The sequence below is a fragment of the Collinsella sp. TF05-9AC genome (genome assembly GCF_003438495.1).
Lineage (GTDB): Bacteria > Actinomycetota > Coriobacteriia > Coriobacteriales > Coriobacteriaceae > Collinsella.
In genome coordinates, this window is record NZ_QSSH01000001.1 from 146,817 (window position 1) to 163,350 (window position 16,534).

The 16,534-nt window shown below is 60.0% G+C and carries 18 protein-coding genes; 6 read left to right on the top strand and 12 right to left on the bottom strand.

The window, feature by feature from the left end:
- Window positions 1-193: 193 nt before the first annotated feature.
- Both DXC52_RS00585 and DXC52_RS00590 read right to left on the bottom strand, forming a co-directional pair.
- Complete coding sequence (locus DXC52_RS00585; RefSeq protein ID WP_117745726.1) at window positions 194-889, bottom strand: hypothetical protein; 696 nt, start codon at window positions 887-889, stop codon at window positions 194-196.
- Window positions 890-908: 19 nt separating this feature from the next.
- Window positions 909-1,703 carry a hypothetical protein gene (locus tag DXC52_RS00590; protein ID WP_147330583.1) on the bottom strand — a complete coding sequence of 265 codons (795 nt, stop codon included), beginning with the start codon at window positions 1,701-1,703 and terminating at the stop codon, window positions 909-911.
- A gap of 121 nt (window positions 1,704-1,824) precedes the next feature.
- Here DXC52_RS00590 and DXC52_RS00595 point away from each other — a divergent pair, with 121 nt between their 5' ends.
- Window positions 1,825-2,055: a helix-turn-helix domain-containing protein gene (locus tag DXC52_RS00595; protein ID WP_117745728.1), complete on the top strand. Its 231-nt coding sequence runs from the start codon at window positions 1,825-1,827 to the stop codon at window positions 2,053-2,055.
- A 271-nt stretch (window positions 2,056-2,326) separates the two neighbouring features.
- Here the strand turns inward: DXC52_RS00595 and DXC52_RS00600 are convergent, their stop codons facing one another.
- From DXC52_RS00600 to DXC52_RS00640, 9 genes are all read right to left on the bottom strand, one after another.
- Window positions 2,327-4,267 carry a type IV secretory system conjugative DNA transfer family protein gene (locus DXC52_RS00600; protein ID WP_117745729.1) on the bottom strand — a complete coding sequence of 647 codons (1,941 nt, stop codon included), beginning with the start codon at window positions 4,265-4,267 and terminating at the stop codon, window positions 2,327-2,329.
- Window positions 4,264-5,622, bottom strand: a complete 1,359-nt coding sequence (locus DXC52_RS00605) for a hypothetical protein (RefSeq protein ID WP_117745730.1) — start codon at window positions 5,620-5,622, stop codon at window positions 4,264-4,266. Before DXC52_RS00605 ends, DXC52_RS00600 begins: the two co-directional genes overlap by 4 nt.
- Complete coding sequence (locus DXC52_RS00610) at window positions 5,609-6,073, bottom strand: hypothetical protein (RefSeq protein WP_117745731.1); 465 nt, start codon at window positions 6,071-6,073, stop codon at window positions 5,609-5,611. Before DXC52_RS00610 ends, DXC52_RS00605 begins: the two co-directional genes overlap by 14 nt.
- A 1-nt stretch (window position 6,074) precedes the next feature.
- Entirely contained in the window at window positions 6,075-6,560 is a 486-nt protein-coding gene (locus tag DXC52_RS00615) for a hypothetical protein (protein WP_117745732.1), read from the bottom strand.
- A 223-nt stretch (window positions 6,561-6,783) separates the two neighbouring features.
- On the bottom strand, window positions 6,784-8,013 hold the full coding sequence (locus DXC52_RS00620; protein WP_117745733.1) for a virulence-associated E family protein: 1,230 nt from the start codon (window positions 8,011-8,013) through the stop codon (window positions 6,784-6,786).
- Window positions 8,013-8,213 (bottom strand): hypothetical protein, encoded by a 201-nt coding sequence (locus DXC52_RS00625; protein ID WP_147330584.1) that lies wholly within the window; start codon window positions 8,211-8,213, stop codon window positions 8,013-8,015. Before DXC52_RS00625 ends, DXC52_RS00620 begins: the two co-directional genes overlap by 1 nt.
- Window positions 8,203-8,652 (bottom strand): hypothetical protein, encoded by a 450-nt coding sequence (locus tag DXC52_RS00630; protein WP_117745735.1) that lies wholly within the window; start codon window positions 8,650-8,652, stop codon window positions 8,203-8,205. The genes DXC52_RS00625 and DXC52_RS00630 overlap by 11 nt, the downstream gene beginning before the upstream one ends.
- Window positions 8,645-9,709: a site-specific integrase gene (locus DXC52_RS00635; RefSeq protein ID WP_117745736.1), complete on the bottom strand. Its 1,065-nt coding sequence runs from the start codon at window positions 9,707-9,709 to the stop codon at window positions 8,645-8,647. The genes DXC52_RS00630 and DXC52_RS00635 overlap by 8 nt, the downstream gene beginning before the upstream one ends.
- Window positions 9,699-9,908 carry a hypothetical protein gene (locus DXC52_RS00640; RefSeq protein ID WP_117745737.1) on the bottom strand — a complete coding sequence of 70 codons (210 nt, stop codon included), beginning with the start codon at window positions 9,906-9,908 and terminating at the stop codon, window positions 9,699-9,701. Before DXC52_RS00640 ends, DXC52_RS00635 begins: the two co-directional genes overlap by 11 nt.
- Before the next feature lie 191 nt (window positions 9,909-10,099).
- Here DXC52_RS00640 and DXC52_RS00645 point away from each other — a divergent pair, with 191 nt between their 5' ends.
- The 5 genes from DXC52_RS00645 (at window position 10,100) to DXC52_RS00665 (ending at window position 15,538) form a co-directional block, all read left to right on the top strand.
- Window positions 10,100-11,236, top strand: a complete 1,137-nt coding sequence (locus DXC52_RS00645; RefSeq protein ID WP_117745738.1) for a helix-turn-helix domain-containing protein — start codon at window positions 10,100-10,102, stop codon at window positions 11,234-11,236.
- A 240-nt stretch (window positions 11,237-11,476) separates the two neighbouring features.
- Window positions 11,477-11,620, top strand: coding sequence for a hypothetical protein (locus tag DXC52_RS00650; RefSeq protein ID WP_324249158.1), 144 nt, complete (start codon window positions 11,477-11,479; stop codon window positions 11,618-11,620).
- Window positions 11,621-11,821: 201 nt separating this feature from the next.
- Window positions 11,822-13,087, top strand: coding sequence for an ATP-binding protein (locus DXC52_RS00655; protein WP_199409398.1), 1,266 nt, complete (start codon window positions 11,822-11,824; stop codon window positions 13,085-13,087).
- Between the two features lie 89 nt (window positions 13,088-13,176).
- Window positions 13,177-14,925, top strand: a complete 1,749-nt coding sequence (locus DXC52_RS00660; RefSeq protein WP_117745740.1) for a DUF4365 domain-containing protein — start codon at window positions 13,177-13,179, stop codon at window positions 14,923-14,925.
- Window positions 14,926-14,953: 28 nt separating this feature from the next.
- Complete coding sequence (locus tag DXC52_RS00665) at window positions 14,954-15,538, top strand: hypothetical protein (protein ID WP_117745741.1); 585 nt, start codon at window positions 14,954-14,956, stop codon at window positions 15,536-15,538.
- Window positions 15,539-15,779: 241 nt separating this feature from the next.
- On the opposite strand, the gene DXC52_RS00670 is transcribed toward DXC52_RS00665, so the two are convergent.
- On the bottom strand, window positions 15,780-16,436 hold the full coding sequence (locus DXC52_RS00670) for a DUF3800 domain-containing protein (protein ID WP_255413384.1): 657 nt from the start codon (window positions 16,434-16,436) through the stop codon (window positions 15,780-15,782).
- Window positions 16,437-16,534: the final 98 nt, after the last annotated feature.

Consider the following 16,534-nt stretch of genomic DNA (forward strand, 5'->3'; position numbering starts at 1 on the left):
CCCCCGGCGCCAGCTCTTCCGGGGATGCCTCGCGCCATCCCCGAACCCCTGCGCGCCAAGGGGCGCTGCCCCTTGGAACCTTGGCTAAGGTGGCTCGGGGGATATGGAGGATACCGGAGCGCATGCGTCCGGCGGTATCAATAGGACTCAACCTGATGCTTGACCGCTACGGCCTAGAATTCAGTGGCTTCCGCTACTTCGTGGCTCCGCAACCCGAGCACTTATACCCGGTGGTCACGGTCTCGTCCCATGCCGCGCTCACCTGTACCTGTTCGTCGTAGGCAGCCTGCACTGTACGAGACTCTTCGTGGCAAGAACCGCAGTTGCCACCGTTGAGTAGCGAGTTCTTAATATGAGCCGCTTCGTTCCCAGTGATATCCGCCCCACAGTTGTTGCAAATGCTGACATACTTTACAACTGCGTCATGGTGGACGGTCCTGTACTGCGCGTCATGATGGACGGTCTTGGTTTGGACTACCCAGTTGTGCTGGTGGGGGGCAGTTTCCCGTGCGGAGGGGTTTCCCGACTCTGGTTTGCCGGAGCTCTTTCCATTCTCGCCTGACGACGGGACGTCCGAGCCATTACCCGTCGTTCTCCTCTCGTTCGCAGTGGTTTCTTCAGGCTGGGCGTCTTCCGCCGTCGGTCCTGAGGCTTCGTCTGTCCCGTCTCGCGCGACGGAGCTTGTCTCGTTTTCTTCTTCGGTTGCTCCCGCGGCTTCTCGCTGCGTTGTCGCAGCCGAATTGCCTTCGTCTTTATTTCCCGTGGGCATGGCGTGCGGCCAGGCGAGGGCGAGGAACGCGGCGAGCAGGACGGCTGCTGTCGCTATTGCTGTCCTCTTTGACTTTGCTCGCGTGAGGATCGTCGTCATGAGGTGTCTGTTCTCGCCCACTTTGGTGTCTCCATCGTGCCTATTTTCCATTGGCGAACGTCACCGCGCTCCACTCGGAGGAAAGGGTTAGCGTGAGGGAGCCCCTGCGGTCGGACAGCTTAAAGTCTGTCGCCTCGCCCCCGACGGTCATCGTCCCCTCGTAGATCAAGGGTCGCGGCGACGATCCGTCCGAGCTCACCCACTGGGAGGTCACGCCGAGCTCGTACTCGCCAGAATGGTCCGAGGCGAGCCACGAGCTCTCGCGCGGGGCATCGGTGTAAGAGCCCTTCCTTTGGTACTCGCCCTTCGTGAACGCAAGCGAGCCGTCGTCGAACGAGAGCGTCTCTGCGACGGTTTGGGTCGAGGGCGGGTTCTTCACCGACCAGGTGGCACTCTCCAGCGTGTCTCTCACCCTATCGGGCGTGGCCGCCGTGTACTCGTCGTAGTAGGACTGCGCCGCGGACTCGTCCACGAAGTACCTCTCGCCGTAGCCCTCGGACCCCGAGGGCACGTAGCTCCCATCGTCCTGCCTTACGAGCGTGACGGTGCCGAGCTGCGATGAGGACAGGACCACATCGTCGCCTTCGGCTTTCCAGTCGCCGCTGAGCTCGGTGGAGCCGACGTAGTGCCATGTGTCGTCGTCGAACTTGATCGTCGACGCGGATCCGGGCTTGTTCGCGCACACCTTGCCAAGGGCCACGCTGCCGCAAACCGAGTAGTAGTAGAGGGTCTTGCCGCTGATGCCGCTCTTGCCGCACCCGGCGAGCCCGAGCGAGCCCATGACGGCGAGGGGTCCCGCTGCGAGAAACGCCCTCCTAGAGATTTCAATGTTCATCGTGCTTCCTCCCAGATTGAAATCCTTTGATTCCCGTATTGTATTTCAAATTGTCACTTATATAGGTGTGACTTATATAGAACAGGGCCGAATCATTGACACCGACGGTAAGGAGGTGCCAATGACTCAACTGGGCCCCAAGATGCGCGTGGGGCTTCGCGTCAAGGAATTGAGGGCTGGACTCGGCGTGAGCCAAGAGGCCTTCGCATATTCCATCGAGATGTCGCGCACCTATTTCGCCGAAGTCGAGACTGGCAAGCGCAACGTCTCCATCGAGAACATCGAGCGCATCGCAGGCGGGCTCGGCGTCTCCCTGCGAGAGTTTTTCAATTCAGACCTGTTCGATGGATAGCTCGGCGGCGGGCTTCTGACGTCATTTTTCGACGCGGTGGTTCGAATGCTACGCGTCACCCTGGATTCGGTTTTCCGCCACGAAGCGGCGGTGCAGGATAAGGCTCCACTACGTTTCGCCGGAGGCAAGCGGCGCAACTCGGCGAGCCGAGTTCGAAGGCGCAGGTAGATGCCTGCACCTAAAACGAAAAACTTCCGCACCCGCGTGTAGTACGCGGGTGCGGAAGTGTAGTTAATCGAGTCGTTTCCGCTGGATATGGGCGATTACGCGACTAGAAGCCCTCGGGAACGTATCCTGCGACCGTTTTCGGCTTCGTCGGCGCTGTCGCCGCGCCGCCGGGGTCGGTCGGGCCCTGCCAAACCTTCGGTACCGTCTCGTTCCTGATCTCGCGGCGAGCGGTAGATTGCTCCATAAGTGCCCGTTCGGCCTCGGGGGACGTCATCCCGAGCATGGGCCCGACGAAGGTCTCGGTGACGTCCCTGCTGGGGAAGGCCATAGGTACGCCGTCGTGGATCACGAGGGCTCCCGTCTCGCGGCCAGTCCAACGCTGGAGCTCGTCGGGCGTGATGAGCGGCCTGCGGACGAGCCCCTCGCTCGTGCCCGTCGAGCCGGTGTTCGTTCCCCTCGTTCGGTTCGTGGACTGAGCGACCGCCGTGTAGGAGCCCATCGACTCCGAGAGCTTGCGCGCGGTGTCGAGGTTGGAGCAGGAGAGAACGACCTTGTCCTTGAGGAGGTCGAGTATCGTCTCGGCTTCTTCTCGGCTGTAGCCGGAGACGGACTGGAGTGCGAGGAGCGACTGACAGAACCAGAGAACATGGACGCCTTCTGAGCGCATCTCTCCCAGGTCCTGGACGATCCTCTCGTTGCGGCCGAGGGACGCCGCCTCATCGAGGAGGAGGATGGTTTCGACGGGGCAGCGCCCGGCATGGCCCGCAGCGCAGGAGCGCAGCGCCGAGAGCGCTTGGGAAACGAACGTCTGGACGAGTTTCTTGTAGTTGCCCGTTGCCGAGGACGATGAGATGAAGACCGCCGTGGGCTCCTCGCCGATGTCCCCGAGGCCGCACTCGTCGTCGTGAAGCATCCGGGCAACGTTGCCGTCGACGTACTCGGTGAGGCAGTTGCTCAGAGTCGAGACGATGCCGGGCCCGCCTCCGTGCTCACCGTTGAGTCCGCCGAGGAAGGGGAGGGCGGGGTCTCCGGCGGGCAAAAACGCCGCCAGGGCGGCGATGCGGTCAAGCGGGCCTTGATCGCCCGACGGCGAGATTGCGGCCGCGACGGACATGACGGTCTTCTCGTCTTCCGGGATGGACGCGTCCTCGATGAGGGCGAGGGAGATACCGACGAAGAGGTTCCGAGCGCCGTCGTAGAAGAACGGCTGGCCTTTCGACGGCGCGGGCACGATGCAGCGCGAGAGCTCGCGCAGTTCTCGCGCGCAGCCGCCGGCCCCCTCCGCCCTAAAGGCCTCCTTTGCCCTCTCGAGCGGATCGAACCGAACCGAGGATGCGGGCGCGTCGAACATCACGTCGACGATGCGGTGAGTGCCCGCCTTCTCGAACGCAGGCTCAAGGAAGGCTCTGAGCTCGCCCTTGATGTCGTTGATGATGATGGAACGGCCTTGCTCGAAGTTAGCCAAGGCTGACAAAATGGCGACTCGACGGCTTTTGCCCTCGCCACTCTCGGCAAGGATGCAAGCGTGGACCGAGTCGATGAGCCTGACGCTCTTCCCGATCTCGCCCACGACCAGTGTGCCACCCGAGGGTCTTTCGCCCTCCTGCCACGATTTGCTCTTGCGCTTAAGCTCGCCGTGTGCCGAGATGAGCCTCGCGTCGCCGTGGATGGGCGCGCCCGGCGCGCGGCGCCCACCGACCCAGGTCCCGTCGTGGAGCCAGCGCGACCAGTCGAAGTGGCTCCAGACGCCTGCTATCGTGGAGATGGCGAGGGTCGCCGCGCATCCCACGAGGAAGGCGTCGTCCTGGATCAGCTCCGGCAGGACTTCGAGTGGGTTTTGGAACATGGTATCGGGGAGTTCGGGTGCTGCGGCCGTCCCGAAGCTTGTGAGCGTCGCGGCGATGCCGGTGACCCATGCTTTCAGCCAGTGCCATGCTGCCGGCAGTAGGACGAACGCGATCGCGGTCCCAGCGGCCGTGCCGGCGGCGACACAGCGCTTGAAATGCGCGCCCTCGTCGACGTTGAAGCTCTTCTGCTTGCTCATAGAATCATTCCCTTCACTATGGTTTTCGCGGGGTCGAGTACGATGCCCGCCGTATCGCCCCTGATCGCGGCCGATGCAGCGGCTGCGAGCGCCCTTGCGAGCGCGCGCTCGGCTTTCTGGCCGACCTCATCTGACGGGTCCTTCTTGCTTCTGGGGTTCTCCGTTGCGAACGCGAGCGCTTTGGTAAGGGCTCTGCTCACGGCAACCGGGGCTTTTGCCATAGAAAGCGCGTAGGACGGACATGGCCGGAGACACCTCTCCGGGATAGGCCTGAGCTCGCGGACGGCTTCTCGCGCCCCCTCCAGATCTTCACCGGTGACGCAGGCGCGGACCTCGCCGACGAGCGGTTTCATGCGCTTGCGCTCCGTTGCAGGCCCGCCGTCCGGCCTTGCGGACCTCATCAGTTCCCTTTCGGGGTCCGTTGTCCGGTCGGGTGCGATGATCCTCAGCAGGGCGTTGCCCTGGCGCGCGCGTAGCTCGCGCATGGCGTCGTTCACGTAGCGGTCCCGCGCAACGCTTTCGAGGCCTTTGAGGCCGGCGCAACGCTCCACGGACTTGCTGTAAGCGGCGCTCGCCCCTTTGATTTCAGGATGCCTCGACCCTGCTTCCGCGATTGCGACATCGACGGCCTTGGCGACATCTGGGTGCCAGCGGCGGAGGTGCGCGTAGGAGATTCGGCCGTCCGCAGGCAGCGTGACGCCAATCTCGTCGGCGGGGATTTGGCGGACGGCGTCGACCGCCCGCGACCTCGCGAGGTCGCGGGCCTCATACTCGGCCGTGAGCGCCGGGGCCAGGGCCGCGTCGGTGAGCGCGTTTCTAGCCCGGTCGAGCCTGTTGCGGGCCATGAGTGAATCGAACGAGCCATCGGACGACCACGCAATAACGTGCGCGTGCTTGGAATTCGGGTGGTTTTCGTGCTCGGCGGCTACCCAACGGACGCTGGACTCGGGGATGCCCATTGCCTCGGCAAGCGCCGGCGCGAGGTTTCGGCGGCAGAAGCGCTGCCAGTCCTCCTTGCACGCGAGGTCGAGCTCACATGCCTCGTCCCTGCGGACGCTGAGCACAACGGTAGCAATCGCTCCGTCAGCCTTTTCGAGCTCCCTGCGGGCCGTGCGGAGCGGGACGGCCCCGTTCTGGTCGAAGAGCGCGGTCGATCCGGGCCTCTCGGCGTAGTAGCCGACGAGCCCCATCTTCTCAGCGAGCTCGGAGCGCCTGAGGTCGTCGACGGTGGCTGACTTGTCGGCTCCCTCGCGCGTGGCGACGTATTCGATGTTGTTGGTGATGACGGCGGAACGCCCGCGCGACCCGGGGAGGTGCACGCGGGCGTTCACGACGAGGCTGCTACGACTTGCCATCAGAAAGGCGCCCCCTCGCCTCCGAGAGCGTCATGCCACGCTGCATGAGGCCGGCTTGCTTGTCGTAAGCGGCGTAGATGTCCGAGGCGCTCACGCCATCCAGGCCCTCGAACGTGCCCTTTTCGACCTCGACTGCCGCGATTGCCGCGACGATAGAGGCGCGTGTAGCACGGTGCACGACGCGCGCGATGCGGTCCTCCTGCTCGGCGTTGCGTTCGTCGAGCGTGTGGTCGAGCTGCTCGAGTAGCGGCTGCATGACGCCGCGGAGATAAGTGCCGAGCTCGGTCGAGTAGAGCGCCAGGCCGTCGGAGGCGAGCCCGGCGGCGATGAGCTCGCGGGCGGCTGCGCTGTCGCTAAGATCCTTGGAAACCCCGTAGGCGTGGAGGCGGCGATATGCCTTGTCAGGGAGCCGGAGGCTCATGACCTTCGACCCGTCTTTTCCGATGGCCATTTTAGAGTCCCTCGTTCGGGAGGGGCGCACCGACGGCGCGGAGGGCGGCGATGTTCTCTGGCGTGCGCTCGTAGGTCCTGGGCCAGAAGGTGACGGGCACCATGGCGAGGTCATCGCGGGGGATGCCGTAGGCGAAGAGGTAGGCCTCGATGGCGTCGCCGTATTCCGCATCGTAGACGCGGTAGGCATCGGTGAAGAAGATGCCGGTCGGGTCGTCGTTGCAGCCCTTGACGAAGTAGACGCCGTTCCCGCCTTCCTTGAACGGGTTCAGAATCTTGAAATCCGGCTTCGCGTAGTAAGCGATTCCGGCACGGACGATGCGCGTGAAGCCCGGGTGTTCGACAGGGCGCGCCGCGCGCGCGAAGCCCAGGTCGGGGTCGGACTCCAGCAGATGGGTGAGCACGGAGCCGACAGCGTCGTCCTTGTGCTTGGGGACGGTTCCGAGGAGGTCGTCGAGATGCGATTTGATTTTCTTGACAAGTTCCATTATGGTTTTCCTCTCTGCCGGTGCCGTATGGGTACCGGCGATTCATTTGAGCTTCTTCGTTGGTAACGCTTCTAGCTGCGGCGAAACGTTGCGGTGCCGAAGGTGCCAAAGAACAGGAAAGAGTTTCTGGGCCAATGGCACCTTTGGCACCATCGAGAGACTTTGCAGGTGAGGGGCGGCGAGGGAAGTGCCGCAACGGAATGCTGCGGCACCTCCATCGGCCCTAATCCGTCTCCCGGTACACCCAACAGCGCTGCTTGCCGTATGGAGGGCAGAGGCGCTTGTTGCCCGGAACCCATCCGGGGCACTGCGACGAGAGGATCCGGCTGACCATCTTGCAGTTGGCCTTGGTCTTCTCAAGGTGGAGGGCCTTGTCGAGGATTTCGAACGTGCACATGGGACGGTCGGTGTTGCCGGGGAGATACGCGAGGACCTTCTGCACGCAGGGGTCCTCCTCGACAAAACGTCCGCGCTGTGCGGCCGCCTCGACCTCCATCTCGGGCGTGAGGACGGTCGAGAAACGGGGGTCGCCCGTCTTCATCCACGTGCGGGCCTCTGCCCATGCCTGCCGGATGGCGGTAGGAAAGCCCTCGTCGAAGACGGACTTCTCCGTGCGCTCGATGCCACAGAGCACCGGGAGGAAGCGCCTTGCGCCGCTCGTCCGCTCGCGGATGAAGTCGGCCTCGTTCGTGGTGCCGACGAAGACCACGCGCCGGGGAAACGCCTCCGTCCTGCGGCAATAGGCCCCTCGGAATTCATCGACCTGACGGGTGACCCCAGCCTTCACGCTCTCGATAGAGCGCTCGGACATGCCGTTGAGCTCGGGAATCTCAATGATCCACTTGCCCCGGTTCTGCTCGCCCGTGAGCTTGACGTCGCCGAGGTTGATCACGGAGTCGCTGAAATACTCGTCGCGCATGGCGAGGCCCCTCGCGAAGGAGGACTTGCCGATGCCTCCGGCACCGCACAGGATGGGCATGTAATCGGCCTTGCAGCCCGGGCTGTAGACGCGGGCGATGCCCTCGCAGAACAAGATGCGCTCGACCTCCGAGACGTATGCGTTCCTCTCCGCGCCAAGGTAGACATTGAGGAGCGTCCCTACGCGCGGGATGCCGTCCCAGGTGAGGGCATCGAGCATGGCAACGAGCGGGTCATAGGCGTTGTCCTCGCCGACGATGGTCAGCGCGAGCAGCATGAACTTCTCCTTCTGGAGAGAGATGATCTGCTGGAGGAGGGCGAAGAGCCGTGCGTCGTCGCTATCGCGCCACCGGCGTTCCTGCGAATCTGCATCCCAGGGCAGGGGCCCAGTCTTGAAGAGCTCGTTCGCGAGACGGTTGTAGCCGACGTTCAGGGGAAGAGACTTGAGCTCCTCGACAATCTCGTTGACCGTCGGCGGGGAGCGGCGCTCCGGGGACTGCGGCTCGGGGGCGTCGTCGTGCTTCTGCGTGCCCATCAGATCGCCTCACAAGAATGGTGACGGCGAGGGCCATTGATGGGGTGGTTCTTGGCGGAGGCGAGTGCTTCGAGCCGGCGGAGGCGAAGCTCCGTGTCGATAAGGCGCTCGACCAGCTCTTCCTCCGACAAGGGGTGGTCGAGGCGGTAGTCGCGCAAGACGGCGCGGCGTCGGGCGGAATTCATCATGCTAAGATTCATCGACAGAGTCCTCCTTACGTGTGGGCTCATGTTTTTGGGCGACGGCCGAGCTTTGGTAGGGGAGGCCGTCGTCCAGACCCAGGTTTGCGATTAGGGCGTCTTCAAGCTCCACAGGGGAGCGCTCGGGCGCGAACGATCCGGCAAAGGCGGCGAGCGTCTCGAGCGACTCGACGAGCTCGTCGTTCATGTCTCCTGCGCGCCGGATACGCCGGAGTTCCGCTACGACAGGTCCCATGCGCTCCTTAACCGCCTTGCGCATGCGGGTGGTTGCGACCACAGTAAAAGTGCCTTCCAGCAGGCTTCTCGCGATGAAGTCCTGCTTCGACAGACCGCTCAAAGCGACGCGGAGGTCGAGCTGGTCCGCCTCTGCGGGTGACATGCGGAAGGCGATGGTCTTGCAGCGACGGCGTCCCTTGGCGTCCACAATCGGCCTAGACATCCGACATCACCTCGTCCAGCGCCTCCACGAGGTCGTGCTGGGTCGAGGGGAAGAGATGCGAATACATCTCCGTGACCTCGGCGGTCTCGTGACCCATGCGGTCGGCGATTGCCGTGGGCGAGTAGCCGCTGTTGATGAGCGCACTGACGTGCGAGTGGCGGATGTCGTGGATGCGGATGCGCTTCACGCCCGAGAGCTCGCAACCCCTCTTCATCTCATGCGACAACGCGTGCTTCGTGACGGGGAAGAGCCGGTCGGTAGGGGCGATCTCGGGATGTGTCGACAGATAATCACGCAGCTCCTCACGAAGGAGGCTCGGCATGACGATGTCCCGCTTCGAGGCGCGCGTCTTGGGTGGACCGATAACGTCCTCGCCCTTGATGCGGGCGTAGGAATGACGGATACGGATAACGTTGAGATTGAAGTCGATGTCTTCCGGACGGAGGGCGAGGAGCTCGCCCTCGCGACAGCCCGAGAGGTAGAGCGTGAGGAATGCAAGGTAGATGAGCGGCTTGTCCTCGATGGCCTGGGAGAAGCGCTTGAACTCGGCAGGGGTCCAGTAGAGCATCTCCTTCTCGGGGCGCTTGGAGCCGACCTTTCCCGCCGCCAACATGGGATTCTGGGGCAGGCGGTAGAATCGGACGGCGTGGTTGAAGATGGCTGAGAACTGGTTGCAGATGGTGTGGAGATAGCTCTGCGACAGGTTCTGCTCAAGGAGCCAATTCTCCCAACGCACCACGTCCGCAGCCTTGACGTCACAAAGGCGCATGGGGCCAAAAATGGGCAGGATGTACTTGTCGATAATGGCATCCTTGGTGAGCCTGGTGCCGACTCGCAGTCGAGGGTAGATGTCACGTGCGTACATGGTTTTGACGAAGGCCTCGACGGTGACCTCGACACGCTCGTCGCAGGAGGCGAGGAAGTCGCGCTCCCAAGCCACAGCCTCCTTCTTGGAGGCGAACCCGCGCTTCGTCTTCTTATGACGCTCGCCCATAGAGTTGCGATACCAAGCCTCGACTGTCCAGGTCCCGCGCTTCTTGTCGCGGCTAACCGACATGGGCCATCGCCACCTTCTGCTTAGAAGGGGTGGAGAGAAGGCGTGCCTCGAAATACGAGCGCTGGACCTTCCCGGGGATGGTCATGATCCCCTGAGCTGCAAGCTCTGCATTCAAAGTCTTGATCAGCTTGAACGAATAGGACTTGCTCATGCCCGTGATCTCGGCAACCTCCTCCGCGCCGATAAGCTGACGTGTCATATGTAGTCTCCTTTCCAGGGTGGGGCACCGGTTGCCCCCTTGTCTTGATTATGTCCAAAAAAAGCATCAAGTGCTACAAAAATTAGAAATTGGCTTCAATCTTGCTGCGAAAGTCGCATCTAATACATTTTCTGCACACATAAGGTTTCACGTGTACACTTGAGGCAACTATTTGTTGGAGGTGTATTTGGATGACTGCCGTCGACTGCGTCGGTGCAATTTCGGAAGCTTTGTCGTCATATGTGGTCGATAGGGAATGGGAACAGACGAGTAAACGCTGGGGAAGGCAGCAGCTGTCTCAGAAGCTGCTTCGTCTTCGTTCGACGCGAAAATGGACTCGAAAGGTGGCCGCGCAGGCAGCGGGAATCCCGGAATCGGCCTTAAGAAATTACGAGCTGATGAAGTCCGCCCCGAAGGAGGAGCATTTGGATAGACTTGCGAACGCTTTCGGAATACGGGCCGAGTCGCTGCACTATTACGACTTCAGTGATACGGATCTGATTGCTCAGGCTTTTTTCCAATTCGCCGCGACATACGGATTCGAGCCTGTTGCAAACGAGCACTATTCTGCGCTCAAGCCGACCTCGCCCTTCATGAAGGCGTTTCTAAAAAAGTGGGCCGCTCAGTATGCTCAGATCGAGAGCGACTCCGACCGAGACGACTATGAAAGATGGAAGGACAACTACGCAGCAGACTTTGATCCGTCCCAGTTTCCCCTTCGATATGAATATGATCCGCGAGAGTCCTGGGTGCCGATTACGCCCTGGCAAAATAGGATGCAGTCCAAGAAGCTGCCAGAGCTAAGGGCGCGGTGTACCCCTGCAAAGACCCAGCTGGATTTGGCCCGAGAGGCCGATCTCTCCCTCGCAACGCTACGTTCGTATGAGCAGGGGGCTAGGGTGCCGAAATATGCGGCGCTTCAAAAACTGTCCAGCGCTCTTGAGGTGAAGAGGGGAGCGCTTGTATTTACCGATTTCGGTAGTCCTGTTCAAGCTGCTCATGCGCTATTTCAGCTCTCGGCTTCATATGGATTGATTCCGGTTCAGCTGGAAGAGGGGCCGGCGCTTCTAGCGAGAGCGCCTGTTCCCGACTCTTTTCTTTTTGAATGGGCGAAGAGGTATGAAACGCGCGTGAAGCGGGCCGATGAATACGACGAATGGCTTGATCAGTTCGACTATTTCGAGCACGATAGGTCCGATGGCTATGTCGAGAAGTTCCGGCAGCATGAGATACGCCAACCGAACGGTTCATCGCTTATTGACGGCTATGTCTATAGCGATTTCTGTCCCTTTGACGAGCGATTTAAGAAGGGGTATGCCCTGCCCTAATTGTGGTCAGATTAGCCGGCGTGAGGACCAAATGAGTATCAAACGGCGATGGGAGAATGCCTGATAGAACGGACTGAGGCAAAACGAGCGCCTCATTTACCTGCGGCACCCGTTATCGAGTGGGAGTAGAACAGACGTTCGATTCTATGCTATAGTGTTTGCCAATGGGCGCGGCATCTTCCGAATCCGCGCCCATTGCTATACGGGCCTTACGATGACGAGCTGACGATCATAGGCGCCATGCGTGCATTTGCGGCGGAACGGGGATATGCGCCCGACTTCTCCGAATCCCGCCTCTGTCACGAGATTTACCTCTCCGACCCGCGCAAGTACGCGCCGGAGAAGCTCAAGACCGTGATTCGCCATCCCATCAAGCCGATTTAGCGAAACGAGCGCCGCCGTGCGGTCCGGCTTTTGGGGTTTATCAATTGGTAGTCCGCGTCGATCGAGCAAGCTGCCCTGCCTCCCGGCAGGTGCGTAATCCCCTTGGTCGATCCGTCTCGAGGTGCGCTCTTTGCTCATCTTGTGGCGTGGAGTTACGATACTCCTAAAAGTGTAACCAGATTCGAGTTTTAGGAGCAGCTTTTGAAGGGTGGCAGACTCAGGAACCGCGATAGATACCTCGAGGAGGCGATGCTCTTCCGTGACACCGACCTCATCAAGGTGATCACGGGCGTGCGCAGGTGCGGCAAGTCGAGCCTTCTCGATCTAATTAGGATGGCCGTCGAGTCTGAAGGAGTCGCTGGCCGCGGCTTTGTGAGCGTCAACCTGGAAAGCAAGGGTACGGGCATCAAGACGGAGGACCAGCTTTATGATTACGTTCGCGGGCGCCTGTCGGACAAGGGCCGCACCTACGTTTTCATAGACGAGCCCCAGAGAATCGATGGCTGGCAGGATGCGGTCAACGCAATGAGGATCGACTTCGATTGCGACATCTACCTCACGGGCTCGAATGCGTATCTTCTCTCGAGCGAGCTGGCCACCTATCTCTCCGGGCGCTACGTAGAGGTAAAGATGCTGCCCCTGTCCTTCTCCGAGTTCGCCGACTTCTGCGGAATCGAGTTCGTATCGGGAACTTCGGTGGCTCTCACTCCCGAGGGGGATCCCGTTCTCTTCGACGACATGCTTACTCGTTACCTTGAGTACGGGGGCATGCCAGCCATCGCATCCCTCTCGACGACCCAGGCGCAGCACTCGGCGTACATGTCCGGCGTCTACGAAGCCATCGCCGTGCGTGATATTGTCAACCGTGAGCGCGGGAAGGGCAAAAGTGCGGTGACTGACCCTTCCCTGCTGCGCCATGTGGCCGAATTCCTGGCGGACAACATCGGCAACGAGTGCTCGTCGAGTCGAATCGCCGGCGCGTTAACTTCTGCGGGGCCGAAGACCACGAACAAGACCGTTTCCTCGTATGTGGGTGCGCTTGAGGAGGCCTTCCTGTTCTATCGTGCCACGCGTTACGATTTGCACGGCAAGGCGCTCCTCAAGACGAACCCAAAGGAGTACATCGTCGACACCGGCTTCAGGACCTGGATGGCCGGCTATAGGGTCACGGATACTGGCCGTCTGTTCGAGAACGCCGTGTATCTCCAGCTGCTCTACGAAGGATGGAGCGTGCATGTGGGCAAGCTCTATGGCAAGGAAGTCGACTTCGTTGCGACGAAGGACGGGCGCGTGCTCTACGTGCAGGCGACTGACGAGATGTTCGCAAGCGAGACCAGGGAGCGAGAGATCGCCCCTCTGAAGTCGATACGAGACAACCACGAGAAGATCGTGGTCGTGAGGCAGGGTTCCTACGACACGGATATCGACGGCATCCGCATCGTGAGCGCGAGGGACTTTTTCCTCTAGGGCCATGCGATTCATCGCGAGGCAGTTAGGTCAAGTGAGAAACATGCCTGACATCGGTTTGCTGACGATCTAAAACAGTAAGGAGAAGCTTGGACAATCGCAAAATCGAGCAGAACGCGGTCAATGCTGTCAAGCAGGCTTTCGGCGATGTCGCTTGCGTCTATGCGTATATAGATGAGAACGACAAGACCGAATGCACCGACGGGCACCTGCAAGTCTACTCGTCTTCTTCCTTCACGATTGAGACCGTTGAAGGCCAGTTGCCGCTTCAGGTCAAGGGGACCACTTCGAAAAGAAAATCGGACCGACCTAAGCGGCAAGTTCGAGTTTCAGACCTCAAGCACTATCTCAACATTGCTGGAGGCTGCATCTATTTTTACGTCTACTGTGGGAGCGAGGCTCGTTCAGCGGAGGTTTTCTACAGACTTTTGCTTCCCTATGACCTAAAGAAGATTCTGGCCGATATTCCGGAGCAACAAGAGCGCATCTCTTTGCGTTTCGACCGGCTTCCGTCAGACGCGGCGGAATTGACGCGGCTTGTCAGAAGGGCGGTCAAGGACAGAGCAAAGCAGCGAGCAGTCGTTGGCATCGCCCCCAAGACAATCGAGGAATTTAAGGATGCCGGCCTTTGCTTTGATGAGTGCGAGTTTGGAATCGAGCTGCTCGAGGGCGAGTCGCCCGCAAGCTTGGCTCCATACAGGAACGGGCTGTATATCTACGGGAAGAGCCCCTGGGGAGAGCTGTATCCCTTGAATAAGCTTGAAAACATAGTTGGCGTCGCGATTGGGTCTCGGCATGACGTCAGCTCTGGTGATGTTTCCCTAAATGCGGTGGTCATGGCCGGAGAAAATGAGAATGGCGAGCACGTTTTCTTCAGGGGTTTCGACATATGCCTCTCCACCAACACAATCACCCTCAGCGAGACCGGAACTCTTGCCGAGCGCATGGAAGAGTTGGCCCTCATGCGCGCATTGACGCAAACCGGTACGCTTTCCATAGACGGAAGCGGCTTTGCTCGCGGGTGCAAGTTGAGCGGAGGCGACCTCGACGCCCTTGAGAGTCGATTGCAGTCGCTGGAGATTATCAAGCGGGTTGTCGACGCTCTTCATTACAAGCCAGAGCTCGACATCAGTGCGTTGACCACTCAGGATTTAAGAAACATCGAGACAATTTACAAGGGATTGGTTGAGAACGCACCCCTCCACTACAAGGATCGGCAAAACGGATTCGGATATATCAATCTGGGGAACCATCCGATTAAGCTCGTGTTTTACCAAGTATCTGAAGATATGTACCGAATGGTCGATGGGCTTCGACTGGATGACCTGACGGTCTCGGTGTTCTTCCGGGGCGAGGGGGATGCCCCCGTAGTCGTCGCGCCTCTGTTCGTCCAAACGATGCAGGACTATATGAGGCTTGCCAATATCGATGCCGAGGTGTTTGCCGCTACGTTGAAGCAGTATCCAGTCACCGAAGTTAGCTCTGCCTACGTCAACGACAAGATGCTTGAAATGCTATCAGCCTACGATCAAGATGCGTGCTGTAAGGAAGAGTTGCTGAAATGCTGCGAGATGACCGTAGACGCCCTGGAAGCTTTTGCGGATCGAGAGGCAACCCTGATAAATCGATATCAAATTGCCGCTCGAAAGCGAGATCTTACTAGCGAGGAGAAATCTGAGTTAATGGCAATCCAGCTGAATTCAGATAGTGCGCTGTCGAAAGCATGCGCAGCAGCCTTGCGCGGAGACTCGGACATGGCCTCTGCGCTCAGAGCGTCACTTGACGAAGAGGCACGAACGACGCTCGGCTCATGGCCGATCGGCCGTTTCTTCGCATAAGACCGCATAGACTTTTTGAGGCATCGAAATGAAGCTACTCGTCGAATCGATTAGAAATGCGGTTGAGAAAGACTGCCTTATCCCAGCCCTTATGTCTTCCCTTACCATTCCCGACGCCATGGGGCAGCTTCTTTATCCCAATCTCGTCCTTCATAACGGGAAGAGAGCGGCGGGGCGGCAGTATGTGAAGTGGTTTGATGACTGGGCGGCAAACGACTTCCTGTTTTCGGGAGACCCCTCGAACGAAGGTGAAACGATTCCAGGTCAAATCTTTAATGGGAAGATGTGCTGGAAGCTCCGGTGCTCCCTGTTGCATTCAGGCGACTACGATGTGTCGGTCGATGCTCCCGAGAAAGACGAGAGCTTCGACTACGACTACAAGTTCGAGCTTGTCCTCCACGGGTGCAACGCCCTCTGCTCTTCCTGGCCGTCGCCCAAGAGCGGGATGCGTGCGACTAAGAGCGTGACGTTCCGCGTTGATGCGGCGTCGCTCGCGAGCTCGCTGTGCAACGCCGCGGAGGCCTGTCTTAAAGAAACGGGCGAAACGGTCAGTTACCCCAATCTGGAGCTATTCGACATGGCTGCCTGGGCGGATAGATTCAATACTCGCTGAGCCATCTCGTCAAACTCCTTGTGTGCTAAACGTTGGTGTTGGCGCCCCGGAAAAGGGGTGTGGCCAGCGCCTAGAATCTTCAGCTACCACGCTGAGACGATAGGAGATGACCACATGGACACTATGGCGCACGAGGCGCCCGCGACGCCGTTGCTTGCGTTTCGCTATCGCTGCTCGAAGCGTGTCGCTTGGGGCCCTGGCCGGAGGAGAGACGACCGCTCCCTGCGAGACTGCGTACCACCTATATCCGCTTGCTGTGGGCTTGCTTGAACCAGTTCCTCTTGAAAGAACCTATACCTCCGAAGAACTTGTTGTACGTTTCACCGTTCTCCTTGGCCTCGTACTTGACCAAGGCAAGTTCGATAGTGCAGAGGTAATCCGCCACTTGCTCGAGGCGGTAGTCGGTCATCGAGGTCTTGCGGCGTCGGACGACCCCTTTTGAGAGAACCTTGCCCACCGAGCGGTCGAGCGCCTGCTTGACAATATCCTGACCGTTGTCGTAATAGACCTTCACATCGTCGAAGGATCGAAAGAAGCCTAGGTGTTCAATCATGGCGGAGGAGATGTCGCGCCCCATGCGCTCCATTAGCCTTGCCGGGTCTTCGAACTGGCTGCGGCGGTAGACGAACGTGATATAGGAAATGGGAAGTTTGCGGACGAACGAGGAGAAGTAGACGAGCATCACCTTGCGCTGCTCGATGTTAAGAAACTCATAATCCTTGTGCCCGTTCATGAGAGGCTCGGAGTGAAACGGAATGTTGGGGAGATCGGCCCTGGCAAGCTTGGCCTCATAGCTCGTGACCGCCTCGGCGATGCTGTCTGCCTGGTCGTGAAAGACGAGTGTGAGCAAGTAGTAGCGCGCTTTGCCGCCGCGGTCGCCGCTCTCGTCGACGAAGATGCTGAGCTCCTAGGCTAATGGGGACTCCTAATGGAATGGATAAAAAAAGGCTCTGTTAGACCAGGATTGACATGCCGACCTGCCGGCTATCTCGCCGT